Source organism: Nitrosospira sp. TNL200 (assembly GCF_055386305.1).
The window spans coordinates 780,323-795,020 of sequence record NZ_AP041003.1; the positions used below are offsets into that span (position 1 = coordinate 780,323).

5 protein-coding genes are annotated in these 14,698 nt (G+C 59.7%); all 5 read left to right on the forward strand.

Translation table 11 applies throughout. The annotated features are described in order from the left end of the window. Positions 1 to 41: 41 nt before the first annotated feature. On the forward strand, positions 42 to 272 hold the full coding sequence (locus tag ACZ5CE_RS03550) for an MbtH family protein (protein ID WP_464576358.1): 231 nt from the start codon (positions 42 to 44) through the stop codon (positions 270 to 272). After that, complete coding sequence (locus ACZ5CE_RS03555) at positions 272 to 1,048, forward strand: thioesterase II family protein (RefSeq protein ID WP_464576359.1); 777 nt, start codon at positions 272 to 274, stop codon at positions 1,046 to 1,048. The genes ACZ5CE_RS03550 and ACZ5CE_RS03555 overlap by 1 nt, the downstream gene beginning before the upstream one ends. Before the next feature lie 280 nt (positions 1,049 to 1,328). Further along, positions 1,329 to 6,638 carry an amino acid adenylation domain-containing protein gene (locus tag ACZ5CE_RS03560; RefSeq protein ID WP_464576360.1) on the forward strand — a complete coding sequence of 1,770 codons (5,310 nt, stop codon included), beginning with the start codon at positions 1,329 to 1,331 and terminating at the stop codon, positions 6,636 to 6,638. Then, the gene (locus ACZ5CE_RS03565) at positions 6,638 to 11,290 is read left to right on the forward strand and encodes a type I polyketide synthase (RefSeq protein ID WP_464576361.1); all 4,653 of its coding nucleotides are present in this window, start codon (positions 6,638 to 6,640) and stop codon (positions 11,288 to 11,290) included. The genes ACZ5CE_RS03560 and ACZ5CE_RS03565 overlap by 1 nt, the downstream gene beginning before the upstream one ends. Positions 11,291 to 11,344: 54 nt before the next feature. Then, positions 11,345 to 14,698 carry an amino acid adenylation domain-containing protein gene (locus ACZ5CE_RS03570; RefSeq protein ID WP_464576362.1) on the forward strand — a complete coding sequence of 1,118 codons (3,354 nt, stop codon included), beginning with the start codon at positions 11,345 to 11,347 and terminating at the stop codon, positions 14,696 to 14,698.

A 14,698-nucleotide genomic window follows, 5' to 3' on the forward strand; every position in this document is an offset into this window, starting at 1 on the left:
AAAATCGGAAGGCGGTCAGTTCATCCGTTTGGGGATCAGTTATGACAAGCTGTTTTGATCGTGAAGGTGAGGTTTTTCGTGTCCTGGTCAATCACGAAGAGCAGTATTCAATCTGGCCGGAATGGAAGGCCATCCCGGGTGGCTGGCGCGATACCGGCATGAAAGGAGACAAGAAGGCTTGCCTGGAATATGTCGAGAAAGTCTGGACCGACATGCGTCCCCTGAGCCTGCGGCGTTTCATGGATGAACAGGTAGCGGATACAGCCGGGTAATGGCCGCGCCGCTGATGCTATTCAGCTTGCCCTGCGCGGGGGCGAGCGCTGCCATGTATCTGCGCTGGAGGTGCAGATTGCCGTCCTGGGTGCAGGTGGAACCGGTCGAATTGCCGGGCCGGGCCAGCCGCCTGCATGAAACGCCCAGGGAGAATTTCGACGCCTTGACCGCGGATCTATGCAAGGAGCTGGAAAAGCGCCTCGCAAAGCCTTTGGCGCGTCCGGAACCATACGCCCTCTTCGGGCACAGCATGGGCGGGTTGCTCGCCTATCGGGTTGCCCATGGCCTGCGTGCGGCAGGCCGGCAATTGCCTGCAGCCTTGCTGGTATCGGCTTGCGCAGCGCCCACGCGCCAGGATTGGCGGCGCTATGCCGACAAGAAGACCGACGCGTCACTCATTGCTGAGCTGCGCAGACAGAACGGCACTCCGGAGGAAGTCTTCGGGAATGCTGAACTCCTGTCCATGACGCTGGGTTTGCTCGGGGCGGATTACCGGGTTTGTGCAAGCTTTCGCCATCAGGACTCACTGCCGCTAACGCTGCCCATTCATGTTTTTGGCGGACGAGTGGACGAAATTCAAGCTGCCGGGCTCGAAGCATGGCAAAGGGAGGGAGCCGGCACTTTTTCCCTGGACTGGTTCGATGGCGGCCATTTTTTTATACGGCAGAATGAGGACGCTTTTCTTTCCGTTCTGGCAAAGCGTCTTGCGGACAGCGCCGGCGAGTCGCCTTATCCATCGTGGCAAGCATCGCATGCCGCGCCTGCGTCTGCCTGAGTCGTTTCGCTGTATCGAAGCCCTGCAATCAGCACTGGTTCCGCCAACGCCTGATTGCTTCAATTTATCCCGATGACCTACAACGCGTATCACGCGATGGTCATGTGGCCGTAGTAACTGCGAAAGTTCATGCTTCAAGGAACGATGTGCGAAAACCTTCTTTAGCGTGACATCCAGGGCAGGAGTGAACTCATGCCCGTTGCTTGCAGTTTGCTTCGCTATGAATTTCAACTTTTTTGCCGAGAATAACCTACGGGTAAGACAGGAACAGCAGATTACGATGAAGCCAAGATTGATTCCGCGACGCGATTATCCGGCAAATATGGTTGCGCACCTGCGCGCATTGGCATCAGAGCGCCCGAGCGATACCGCCCTGATCGTGGTGGCCTCCGATGGCTCAGGGAACGATGCCATCGACACGAAATTCGACTATTCCACGCTGGACCGGCATATCCGCGCGCTGGCTGGAATCCTTCAGGAACGCTTCCGCGTAGGAGAGCGAGCGCTATTGCTGCTCGATAATGACGAGCATTACGCCATCAGTTTCTTTGCCTGTCTGTACGCGGGCCTGATCGCGGTACCCGCCTTCCCGCCTGAAGGCGTGCGGGAACGCCATTTGGCGAGACTGCTCGCTATCGCAGCGGATGCCAAGGCCTGCTGCATTCTTACCACCAGCGAGGTTCGCCCTTTGATCACCGGGCAGTTTGCTTCTGCGTCGATACTTGCCGTGGATGCAGTGAAAACGGAGGAAGCCCCGACATGGCGTTTCCATGCGCCGCGAAGCGGGGATATCGCGTTTCTGCAATATACGTCGGGATCGACCTCCGTGCCCAAAGGAGTGATGGTGAGCCACGGCAACCTGATGGCGAACGCGAGAGCACTGGAAGAAGGCATGTCGATGAGCGCCGAGGATATATACCTGAGCTGGCTGCCTCTGTACCACGACATGGGGCTGATAGGAGGCTTGCTGCAGCCGGTTCATCGCGGCATACCGGCCGTGCTGATGACCCCCGGATTTTTTATAGAACGGCCGGTTCGCTGGCTGGAAGCCGTCACGCGCCATCGCGCTACCGTCAGCGGCGCACCGGATTTCGCTTACCGCCTGTGTGTGGAGCGTGTCCGGGATAGCCAGTTGCGGGGAATCGATCTGTCGAGCTGGCGTATCGCTTTTTCGGGTGCGGAGCCGGTGCGCCACGATACGATGAAGGCATTTATCGAAAGATTTGCGGCAGCGGGGTTTGCGCCCAGTGTGGTTTATCCCTGTTACGGCCTCGCAGAAGCGACGCTTTTTGTAACGGGCGGAACGCGGGGGGATGGCATGGAAGCACACCATTTCTCCACGGAAACACTGGCCCAGGGCAATGCCGAGGTAGCGGAGCAGGGGACGCCGCTGGTAGCTTGCGGCACCGCGGTATCGCACCACCGGGTAAAAATCGTCGATCCCACAACGCTGGATTTCATGGCTGATGGCAAGGTCGGTGAAATCTGGACGAGCGGGCCTAGCCTTGCCTCCGGCTATTGGCAAAGACCTCGGGAAACAGCCGAGACATTTATCGACCGCGAGGAGAGCCGCTGGCTGCGCACGGGAGATCTTGGCTTCATCCATGCCGGGCAGTTGTATATCGCGGGGCGGCGCAAGGATCTCATCATCGTCCGCGGACAAAACATTTATCCGCAGGATATCGAGCAGGTGGTGGAGGCTGAGGTGGAAGCCGCCAGAAAGGGCCGGGTCGCGGCATTTCCGGTGGAAACTCCCAAAGGCGAAGGTATCGGCATCGCCGTGGAAGTGTCCCGGGGAATGCAGAAGCGGGTAGCGGTGGAGACCCTGATCAGGTCACTGAACGAAGTGGTGAGCGCGAGCTGCCAAGAATCGCTGTCCGTGGTGGTGTTGCTGAATCCCGGCGCCTTGCCCAGGACTTCCAGCGGAAAGCTGCAGCGCGTGGCGTGCCGGCAAGGCTGGCGCGAGCGCACGCTGGACGCTTACGCGATTTACGAATATGCCCTTTACCTGTCAGGTGCCGGAGCGCGGACGGAAGCAGCATTGTCCGCGGCTTCGGATGCAGAGCTGACCGATGAAACCGAAATTGCATTGGCGGCTATCTGGGAAGCTGTACTCGACCGTCCAATAGCGCGATCGGATGATCACTTCCTTGCGCTTGGCGGTAATTCCCTCGCCGCGGTACAGGCCGCCGTACGCATCGGTGATCATTGGGAAATCGATTTTTCAGTCCGAAGCCTGTTCGAGAATCTGCGGTTGCGGGAGTGCGCGATGGAGATCAAGCGCATTCTGGCGAAGGGCAATTTCCGGCGCCAGGCGGTCGTCCGCATCTTGCCGGCAGCATGCGGAATGCGTGAAAGACTTTCCTCCCCGTTGTCTTTTGGCCAGCAGCGCCTATGGTTCCTCTGGCAGCTCGACCCATCGAGCACTGCATATCATATCCAGCACGCGCTGCGCCTGCGGGGAATGCTGGATGTCGAGGCCCTGCGCGCAAGCTTCAAGGGCCTCGTTGACCGCCACGAGCCATTGCACACCGTTTTTCGGGCGGGAGCAGACGGATCTCCGGAACAACTGATTCAGCCAATGCAGTTCGACATAACCACCGTGGATTTGCGCGAGATAGCCGTGGCGGAGCGCGAAGCGCGGGCCGCCGAAGAAGCACGGCGAATTTGTTCGGCCCCTTTCAATCTCATGCAGGACCAACTGCTGAGGGTGGCCTTGCTCCAAGTCGCAGAAAACGAGAATATCCTCGTGATGGTCATGCACCATATTATTTCAGATGGCGCATCCATGCAGATTTTGCTGGACGAGCTTTCCGCGCGTTACCTTGCCCATGTGCAGGAAAGGATCCCGAGCTTCAACGCGTTACCCGTCCAATATTCCGATTTTATCGACTGGCAGCGCCGGTGGCTCAATGCCGGCGAGAATGACAGGCAACTTGCCTATTGGCGCACATGCCTCGGGTTTTCGCATCCGGTGCTGTTGCTGCCCTCCGACCGTCCCCGGAAGCCTGTCGCGAACTATCAGGCATCGCGGCATTCCTTCGACCTGACCCCGGACCTGGTGAATTCATTGCGCCAGGTGGTGCAGAAGCGCGGGGCGACGCTTTTCATGGCGTTGCTGGCGGCTTTCCGAGTTTTGCTGTACCGCTACACAGGGCAGCAGGAGATCCGCGTGGGCGTTCCCATCGCCAATCGCAACCGGCTGGAAATTGCGGGTTTGATCGGTTTTTTCGTGAATACGCAAGTATTGCGCGGCGAGATACGAGGCTGCATGACGCTGGCCGACGTTCTGGATCAGGTGAGGGAGGCGGCCATAGAAGCCCAGGCCCACCAGGACCTGCCGTTCGAACAACTGGTCGAAGCGCTGCAACCCGAGCGGAGCCTGAGCCACAGCCCCCTGTTCCAGGTGACGATCAATCATCTGCTGGGGGATACCCGGTCGCTTCAGCAGCTTCCCGGCCTTACGGTATCCGACTACGAACTCGATGAGCAGGCGGCGCAGTTCGAACTGACGCTGGAAACGGTGGAGTCGTCGAACGGAAATGTGCGCGCCAGCCTGATTTACGCTGCCGATCTATTCAACCCATCCACGATGGGACGGTTCGAGCAGCATTATGTTGAACTATTGCAAATGCTGTCAGGATGCCCCGGGCAACCGATTGCCGATATCGATCTGCTTGGCGAAGACGACAAAAAGCGGCTCCGGGACTGGGGCGTCCATGCGTCCGGTTTTGCCATGTCAGAGCTGGTGCATCATAGAATGGAACGGCAGGCGAAAAAAAATCCCCAAGCCACGGCCGTGATTTTCGATGGCCTCGAATTGAGCTACGCGGACCTGAATCGAAGATCGAACCGGCTGGCGCACCAGCTCATCGGGCTGGGAGTAAAGCCCGAAACCAGGGTGGGCATTGCCGTGGAACGTTCCATCGAAATGATAGTAGGCCTTCTTGCCATCCTGAAGACAGGCGGGGCCTACGTCCCGCTCGATCCCGCATATCCGCAGGAGCGCCTGAGCTATATGGCCGAAGATAGCCGCATCAGCTTGCTGTTGTCGCAAAGCCATGTGAAGGCGCGCATTCCGCGTACATCCGGTTCTTTTGAACTGGAGATTCTCGAACTCGACACGCTGGACCTGGACAATAGGCCCGATACCGATCCCGCCATCGTCTTGCATGGCGACAATCTTGCTTATGTGATCTATACCTCCGGATCGACTGGCAGGCCCAAGGGCGTCATGGTTGCCCACGGTCCACTGGCGATGCATATGTCAGCCATCGGGGAAATTTACGATGTGCAGCCGGGGGATCGGGAACTCTCATTTTTTTCGATAAACTTCGATGCAGCCGCAGAGCAGTGGATGGCTCCATTATGCGGTGGAGGAACGATAGTGCTGTCATCCGCAGAGGATCTGGCGGCGGACAATTTTACGAACCTGGTTACCCAGCATGCGATAACGACGCTGCATTTGCCTCCCGCATATTTGCGGCTGATTCTGCCGTCCAGCTCTGACCGCGCCAGTTCGCTCCGCGTATGCATCGCGGGTGGGGAAGCCTGGTTCGCCGGAGATCTTGCGGCTACCGCGGCTGCATTTCCACGCGTCCGGCTGGTGAATGCCTACGGTCCCACCGAAACGATCATTACGCCGACAACCTGGGTGGGCATTTCCGCCGCAGGCGTGGACGGAGATTATGTGCCCATTGGCCAGCCCGTAGGCGAAAGGAATGCATACGTGCTCGACGCTGAACTCAATCTGGTTCCTCCCGGCGTCGCGGGGGAGCTCTATATCGGCGGGCTGGGTTTGGCGCGGGGTTATCTTGGCCGGCCGGCGCTGACGGGGGACCGGTTCGTTGCCGATCCATTCAGCCAGAGTGGCGGCCGCCTCTATCGGACGGGGGATCTGGTGCGATGGCGAATGGATGGGCAACTGGAGTACCTGGGCCGCCTCGATCACCAAGTCAAGATACGCGGCTTCCGCGTTGAACTGGGGGAGATCGAAGCGCAACTGCTGGCTCAGCCCGGCGTCTGCGAAGCAGCCGTAGTAGCGCAGGAAAGCCGTAACGGCCCGCGTCTGGTTGCGTACGTGGCGCCGCATACCGACGTACTGCCCAATTCCGTGCTACTCAAGACGGCGCTCGGCACGGTTCTTCCAGACTACATGCTGCCCAGCCTGTTCGTTTTTATGGATACCCTGCCGCTCAGTCCCAATGGCAAGGTCGACCGCCAGCGGCTGCCTCTCCCCGATCAGTTGAACGACCAGGACTACGAGCCTCCAGCCAGCAGTATCGAGACGCTGGTTTCCGAGGTCTGGGCTGAAATCCTGGGGATTCCTCGCGTCGGCCTGTACAACAATTTCTTCGATCTGGGCGGCCATTCATTGCTATTGATCAAGGTGCAATGCAGGCTGGAGGAACGGATGAGTGTCCGTATCGCCATTGTCGATCTCTTCAAATACACCACTGTCTCCAGCCTGGCGAAATTCCTCGGACAGGAACGGCCAGAACATGCGTCCTCGCAACGCCAGTGGGAGCGGGCACAGCGTCAACGCGGATCTTTTATTCAATCCAACCGGAAAGCAGGGAGAATTCACTGATGCAACATGAAGACGAGTTTTCGGAGAGCTCTGGCATCGAGATCGCTGTCATCGGCATGGCAGGACGCTTTCCTGGCGCCAGCGATATCGATGCCTTCTGGAGCAACTTGCGGGATGGAGTGGAATCAATCACTGCATTCAGCGATGACGACTTAATGGCCCGCGGTGTTTCATCCAGCCAGCTCGATGATCCATTGTATGTGAAAGCCGTCGCCCGCCTTGACGGCGTCGATCTTTTCGATGCTTCCTTTTTCGGCTATAACCCGCGCGAAGCGGCCGAAATGGATCCGCAACATCGCCTCTTCCTGGAAACAGCATGGCAGGCATTGGAGGACGCCGGCTACGATACTTCGACTTATCGAGATCCGATTGGGGTGTATGGAGGTTGCGGCGTAAACACCTATTTGCTGCTCAATCTGCTTTCCAGCGGGCATTTTTCCGACATGCAGGACATATCTTCCCTGCAGGGTTTGATGAATGGCAACAACAAGGATTCGATGACCACCACCGTCTCCTATAAGCTGAATCTGCGCGGCCCTGCGGTCACGGTGCAGACTGCCTGCTCCACGTCTCTTGCGGCAGTTCACGTCGCTTGCCGCGGCTTGCTCAATCATGAAGCGGACATGGCGATAGCCGGGGGCGTCTGGGTCAATCTGGTGCATCAGGAGGGATATCACTACCAGCCTGGCGCCATTTTGTCGCCTGATGGCCATTGCCGCGCGTTCGATGCAGACGCGGCGGGTACCGTGATCGGCAGCGGCGTGGGCATCGTCGTACTCAAGCGATTGAGCGACGCGCTGGCCGACGGCGACACCATACACGCCGTGATAAAAGGTTCGGCAATGAATAATGATGGTTCCGCCAAGGTAGGTTATACCGCGCCCAGCGTGGAAGGACAAGCGGAAGTCGTTCTCGCCGCACAGGCGATATCAGGCATATCTCCCGACACGATCAGTTACATTGAAGCGCATGGCACCGGCACGACCATGGGTGATCCCATCGAAATCGCGGCGCTGACCCAGGCATTCCGCGAGAGCACGCAGCGGCACGGGTTTTGCGGCATCGGTTCGGTCAAAACCAACGTGGGGCATCTCGATGCCGCGGCAGGCGTGGCGGGCCTGCTCAAGACGGTGCTGGCGCTGGAATACCAGACACTTCCGCCCACCCTGAATTTCGAAAAACCCAACCCCCAGATCGATTTTGCCAGCAGTCCCTTTTACGTTAATACCGTGGGGAAGCACTGGCCCGCCGGGATGACACCCCGCCGCGCTGGCGTCAGTTCCTTCGGCATAGGCGGCACGAATGTGCATGCGATCATTGAAGAGGCGCCACCATCCGTACCGTCCGGACCTTCCCGCAACTGGCAGATACTCACGCTCTCGGCACGCAGCGGCAACGCACTCGAAGCCATGACTACCCGCCTCGCCAATCATCTGGACAAGCAACAAGCGGATTCACAACCGGATGTGTCCCTGTCAGATGTGGCGTATACGCTGCATGTCGGAAGGAAGCGTTTCTCCGAGCGGGCCATCGCCCTTTGCAGCAACCGTGGGGATGCGATCGGCATTTTGAGAAGCCGGGATCCCGGACGCTTCCTTACCCGGCGGGTGTCGGTCGAAAATCCTCCTGTCGTGTTTCTTTTTCCGGGACAGGGCGCCCAGCATGTGAATATGGCGCGTGATCTTTATCAGAACGAAGCGGTATTCCGCGAGGAATTCGACCATTGCCTCGATTTGTTGAAACCTTATCTCGGCTTCGATCTGAAAACACTGCTTTATCCCGGCATGGATGAAGCGGATCAGGCCGAATCTTCCATACGGCTTATGCAAACAGATGTTACCCAGCCGGCGCTTTTCGCTATTGAATACGCCCTGGCACGCCTATGGATGTCGTGGGGGGTCTCGCCGGCTGCCATGATAGGCCACAGCGTGGGCGAATACGTCGCGGCCTGCTTGGCTGGCGTGTTTTCCCTGGAGGATGCGCTGCATCTGGTAGCAATGCGAGGCCGGCTGCTGCAGCAGATGGAAGCGGGCGCAATGCTCGCGGTCATGTTGCCGGAGGCGGAGATAGCGCCCTACCTGAATGTGCATTGCGACCTTGCAGCGGTCAATGGACCGGAGCTATGCGTTCTGTCCGGCCCGGTGGAGTCTATCGGGACGACGGAAAGCGAGCTCGGACGCAAGGGAATCGCAACCCGAAGATTGCATGTCTCCCGTGCATTCCACTCCGCCATGGTGGAGCCGATGCTGCCTGTTTTCATCCGGGCAGTTGAAAAGGCGGGGCCGCGTCCACCAAAACTTCCATTTTTTTCCAATCTCAGCGGCAACTGGATTACCCCCCAAGAGGCGGCCGACCCTGGCTACTGGGGAAGGCATGTGCGTGGAACAGTCCGTTTCGGCGACGGTTTGCGGGAACTGCTGAGCAACCCGGACCGCATCCTGCTGGAGGTCGGGCCAGGAGAAACGCTTGTCACGCTGGCGCAACGGCATCCCGATGCAAGTCCGCAGCATCTCGTTATTTCGTCCCTGCCTCATCCGGGAAGAGCCGATCAGGCGCAAAGGCATTTGTATCTTGCGCTTGGCAAATTGTGGTTGGGCGGCGTCCCTATCAACTGGGAAAATTTCCATGGCAGGGAGCGCCGCCGGCGGATTCCCTTGCCAACATATCCGTTCGAGCGGCAGTCCTACTGGGTCAAGCCCGGCGCCACCACTGGCAGCGATTCGATCGCTGCTTCCCGGAATATACCAGTGGAGAAGGGAGAGGAATCGGCCAAGCTTTCACTGGATGACTGGTTTTACGTGCCGTCCTGGCATCGTTCCGAAAGTGTCGTGCCCGCACCGGATGAATTCCTTTCCAGGCTGATAGGGCGCCTGATCGTTTTCTATGACGATTCCCTTCTTGGCGCAGCGTTTCGCGCTCGTTTGCTGAATGCCGGAATCGAACCCATCATGGTTTCCATGGGTGCCGCATTCCGGCGTCCGGCGAGGGACCATTACCTAGTGCGGCCCGGCGAACGGCACGATTACGATCTGCTGCTACGCGCTATCCGCGATGGCCGTGAAGAAGTCGGCCATATCTTCCATTTCTGGAGCATGACGGGAGGCGAGGAAGAACCATCGCTCGCCGAGAGCCAGACGAGAAATTTTTTCAGCCTGTTTTATCTGGCGCAAGCGCTGGAAAGCGCACCGGGACTTATCTCTCCGGGTAAGAAAGTGGAAATCACGGTGGTGACCGATCAGCTGGAGGATGTGACCGGCAATGAATCGCTGCGCCCGGAAAAAGCCATGCTGCTGGGTCCCTGCAAAGTCATTCCGCAGGAATATTCCCATCTTGCCTGCCGTATCGTGGACATCGAACCGCATTCCATAGGCAAGAGGTCCCTCGCAAGCCTTGCGGAGCAGATTCTGGCGGAATCGCAAGCCGATCCTGTCTCATCCGTTGTGGCTTATCGCGGTGCCTACCGCTGGCTTCAATGCTTCGATCCTGTTCGCGATGCCGGCCTTTCGCAACCCGGTTCAGGGAAATTCCGGCGTGAAGGGGTTTATTTCATCACGGGGGGATTGGGAGGAATCGGACTTACCCTGGCCGAGCATCTGGCTGAAACACGGCGAGCGAAACTCGTATTGCTGGGACGCTCACCGTTCCCCTCGCGAGAACACTGGCCGAGGCTGCTGTCCGATACTGCTGGCGGCGATTCAGTTCGCCGCAAGATAGAAAAGGTCATCTACCTGGAGGCGCTGGGTGCGGAAGTGCTGGTATTGCAGGCGGATGTTGCTATCCAGGCCGAACTGGAAGCGGCTGCCGCGCAGGCGCACCAGCGGTTTGGAGCGATTCACGGCGTGATCCACGCCGCGGGGGAAGTCGGCAGTGGCTTGATTTCGGCAAAAACAGAGGCGATGGTTGCCCAGGTGCTTGCGCCGAAGGTGCAGGGAATGCGCGCGTTGCAGGCGGTATTCAAGGATGAGGCGCTCGACTTCATGATGCTGTGCTCGTCGCTCGCTGCCATCGCAGGCGGCCTCAGCAAAGTCGATTATAGCGCGGCCAATGCTTATCTCGATGCCACCGCCCGCGCCGCTTGCCGCGAATCTCCGTTTCCCGTGATTTCAGTCAATTGGGACGGCTGGCGGGAAGTGGGCATGGCGGCCAGCATGGCGCTGCCTGCCGGGGTGGGAATCGGGCCCCGGGAAGGGGTCGAGGCTTTCGAGCGCATCGTGGGGGGACTCAGCAGCGGAAGCGGCGTAACAAGACCCCCTGTCAGGCCTCAAGTTATTGTTTCCACGATCGACCTGAACAGCCGGCTCAACCAGACCCAGGATGATCTGGTCGCCCAGCCATTGGCGTTCGATACGGCCAGGAAGCAGGACAGATATCCGCGGCCCGCATTGCAGACAATTTTTAAATTGCCGGACAGCGAGCTGGAAAAAAGCATTGCGGAAATCTGGCAGGGCCTGCTGGGAATGGATGCGGTCGGCGTCAATGATAACCTGTTTGAATTGGGCGGCGATTCCTTGCTCGGGATACAAGTCCTCTCCAGGGTTCGGACGGGCTTTGCCGTCGATTTGCATCCGGCGGATTTCTTCAGGTCGCCGACCGTTGCAGGCTTGGCGGCGCTGGTCGAGGCAAAGCTGATCGATGAGATCGAGTACTCGTAATTATGTCAGTATCATCTCACTGCCGTAGTCGTGCCGTGATGCAGGAAACCATTCATGAGTAGCGGTAGCCTCGCGGAGCGCCGCGCCCGCTTGACACCCGAGCAGCGGAACCGGCTTGCGCAGCGACTGGCCGGCGCCGGCGGTGCGCCACGGCAGGAACCAACCATTCCGCGCCGGAAACCCGGCGGACCGGCATTGCTTTCCTATGCGCAGCAGCGGCACTGGTTTTTATGGCAGCTGGAGCCATCGAGCACGGCGTACCACCTGAGCGGCGTATTGCGCCTGACGGGGAATCTGGATATCGGGGCAGTGCGTTCGAGCTTCGAGGCGGTGGTGGTGCGGCATGAGTCTCTGCGCACGGTTTTCCGGGCGAATGCCGAGGGCATGGCCGAGCAGGTCATCGAAGCGGAACGCCGGCTGGACATTCCCTTGATCGACCTGTGCCACCTGCCGGTGCCGCAGCGCATGGAGCGCGCGCATGAAGAGATCAGGGGAATCAATGCCACGCCGTTCGATCTCGCGCAGGGTCCGCTATTGCGCGTGGCGCTCATCCGGTTGGCCCCGGAAGAGCACCTGCTGGTGGTGGCGATGCACCACATCGTGACGGACGACTGGTCGAATCGCATCATCATCGGCGAGTTTGCCGCCCAGTACCGGGCCCGGGTACAGGGGCAGGAACCCTCCTTGGCGGCACTCCCGATCCAGTATGCCGACTATGCCGCATGGCAGCGCAACTGGCTGGAAGCGGGAGAGAAAGACCGGCAACTGGCCTACTGGCGCACCCAGCTGGGGGAAGAGCATCCGGTATTGCAGCTTCCCACCGATCATCCCCGGCCCCGGGGTGCCAACTACCGCGCGGCGCGGCATGAATTCGTATTGGAGGCCTCGCTGGTTGCGGGGTTGCAGCGCCAGGCGCAGCGCCAGGGCGCCACCCTTTTCATGGCCTTGCTGGCTGGGTTCCAGGCCTTGCTGCAGCGTCATACCGGACAGGACGACATTCGCGTTGGCGTTCCCATTGCCAATCGCCACCGGATCGAAGTGGAAAACATCGTTGGTTTCTTCGTCAACACCCAGGTGCTGCGCAACCGCATCGACAGCCGGGCTACCCTCGAAGACCTGCTCGACCGGACGCGCGAAGCGGCACTGGGCGCCCAGGCCCACCAGGACCTGCCGTTCGAGCAACTGGTCGAGGCATTGCAGCCGGAGCGCAACCTGAACCAGAACCCGCTGTTCCAGGTCATGTACAACCACCTGCGGGAGGACCATCGTCCGCTGGAGCAACTGCCGGGGCTCGCGCTGGGGAGCTATGAAGCGGGAGAGGAAGAAACCCAATTCGAGCTGGCGCTGGACACGACCGAGCACCCGGATGGGGAGGTGAGCGCCTTGTTCAGCTATGCCGCGGAATTGTTCGAGCCGGACACCATCAGGCGGCTGGGGGAGCATTACCTTCGGCTTCTGCGGCAGCTGGCGGAGCATCCGGAACGCTGCCTGTGCGACATCGATCTTTTGAGCGAGCGGGAGCACGCGCAGCTGAAGGATTGGGGGATCAACGAAGAGCGTTATGGTGATGCCGGGCCGGTTCACCGCTTGATCGAGCGGCAAGTGAAGAAGGATCCGCAGGCTGTTGCCCTGATCTTTGGCGAGGAGGAGCTGAGCTATGGAGAGATCAACCGGCGGGCGAACCGGCTGGCGCACCGGCTGAGGGGGCTGGGGGTTGGCCCTGAGATGAAAGTGGGGATCGCGGTGGAGCGCTCCATCGACATGATCGTCGGCCTGCTGGCGATCCTCAAGGCCGGGGGAGCGTACGTGCCGCTGGACCCGGAGTATCCCGAGGATCGGCTGAGCTACATGATGGAAGACAGCGGGATCGGGTTGCTGCTGGCGCAAAGCCATGTCGGGGAGCGGCTGCCGCACCCGGCGGGATGCGAAGTGCTGGAACTGGACAGGCTGGATGTGGAGGGAGAATCGGCAGAGGACCTGGAAGTAAGCCTGCATGGCGGCAACCTGGCTTATGTCATCTATACCTCCGGCTCCACAGGAAAACCCAAGGGCGTGGGCCTGCCCCATCATGCCCTGGCCGAGCATGCCCAGGTAGCCGCAGGATTTTTTGGCCTGAGCGCTGCCGACCGGATGCTGCTGTTTTCCACCATCAATTTTGACGGTTTTATCGAACAGCTCTTTCCGCCACTGTGCGTCGGCGCGGCCATCGTCCTGCGCGGCCCCGCCCTATGGGATAGCGAGACCTTTTTCCGCGAACTGATCGGCAAGCGCATCACCGTCGCGGATCTCACCACTGCCTACTGGTTTTTACTGGCCCAGGATTTTGCCAGGCGCGGTTCACGGGACTACGGTCTGTTGCGGCAAGTGCACGCGGGCGGCGAAGCCATGTCGCCCGAAGGAATCAAAGCCTGGTGCGACGCCGGGCTTGGCGGCATCACCCTGCTCAATACCTATGGCCCGACTGAAGCAACCGTCACCGCCACCGCGCTCGATTGCCGCCATTACCTGGGAGATAAGGGCGCATCCGTGAGCATCGGTAAGCCGCTTGCGGGGCGCCACATCCATTTGCTCGATGGCGATCTCGCGCCGGTTGCGCCCGGTGTGCCAGGAGAGTTGTGCATAGGAGGGGAATTGCTGGCGCGCGGCTACCTGAACCGGGGGGGATTGACGGCGGAGCGGTTCATTGCGGATCCGTTTGATGATAGGGGAGGTCGGCTGTACCGCACGGGCGACCTGGCGAGATGGCGGGGCGATGGGCAGATCGAATACCTGGGACGGCTGGACCACCAGGTCAAGATACGGGGATTCCGGATAGAGCTTGGGGAAATAGAAGCGCAATTGCTGTTGTGCCCCGAAATCAGGGAAGCGGTGGCGATAGCCGGAGAAGGGCCCTCCGGAGCGCGGCTGGTGGCATACGTATGCCCGCATGCGGGCATGGAAGTGGATACGGGTCTGCTGCGGGAAGCGCTGGGCAAGGCGCTGCCGGACTATATGATCCCTGCGGCGATCGTCGTGCTGGAGTGCCTGCCGTTGAACCCGAACGGCAAGGTGGACCGCAAGGCGCTGCCCGAGCCCGAATATGCCGATGCCGGCAATTATGAAGCGCCGCAGGGGGAAGTGGAAGCCATGCTGGCGGGCATCTGGGCGGAAGTGCTGGGCATACCGCAGGTGGGAAGAAACGATAATTTCTTCGAGGTGGGGGGACACTCGCTGGCGATCCTGCAGGTGCAGCAGAAGCTGCAACAGGCGTTATCCATTTTTTTGCCGTTGCGCCTGTACTTTGAAAAACCCCTGCTTGCCGATATTGCAGCAGTCATACAGGAAAGATGCTCATCCGCATGCGTGAAGGATGCCACGCAGAACGAGCTGCTGGGAATGTCGGAATTGCTCGATTTACTGGAGAGCTGA

Excerpts from the sequence above, each read along its gene's own strand:
- ACZ5CE_RS03550 (WP_464576358.1), top strand. The coding sequence starts at position 42 with ATGACAAGCTGTTTTGATCGTGAAGGTGAGGTTTTTCGTGTCCTGGTC.
- ACZ5CE_RS03555 (WP_464576359.1), top strand. The coding sequence starts at position 272 with ATGGCCGCGCCGCTGATGCTATTCAGCTTGCCCTGCGCGGGGGCGAGC.
- ACZ5CE_RS03560 (WP_464576360.1), top strand. The coding sequence starts at position 1,329 with ATGAAGCCAAGATTGATTCCGCGACGCGATTATCCGGCAAATATGGTT.
- ACZ5CE_RS03565 (WP_464576361.1), top strand. The coding sequence starts at position 6,638 with ATGCAACATGAAGACGAGTTTTCGGAGAGCTCTGGCATCGAGATCGCT.
- ACZ5CE_RS03570 (WP_464576362.1), top strand. The coding sequence starts at position 11,345 with ATGAGTAGCGGTAGCCTCGCGGAGCGCCGCGCCCGCTTGACACCCGAG.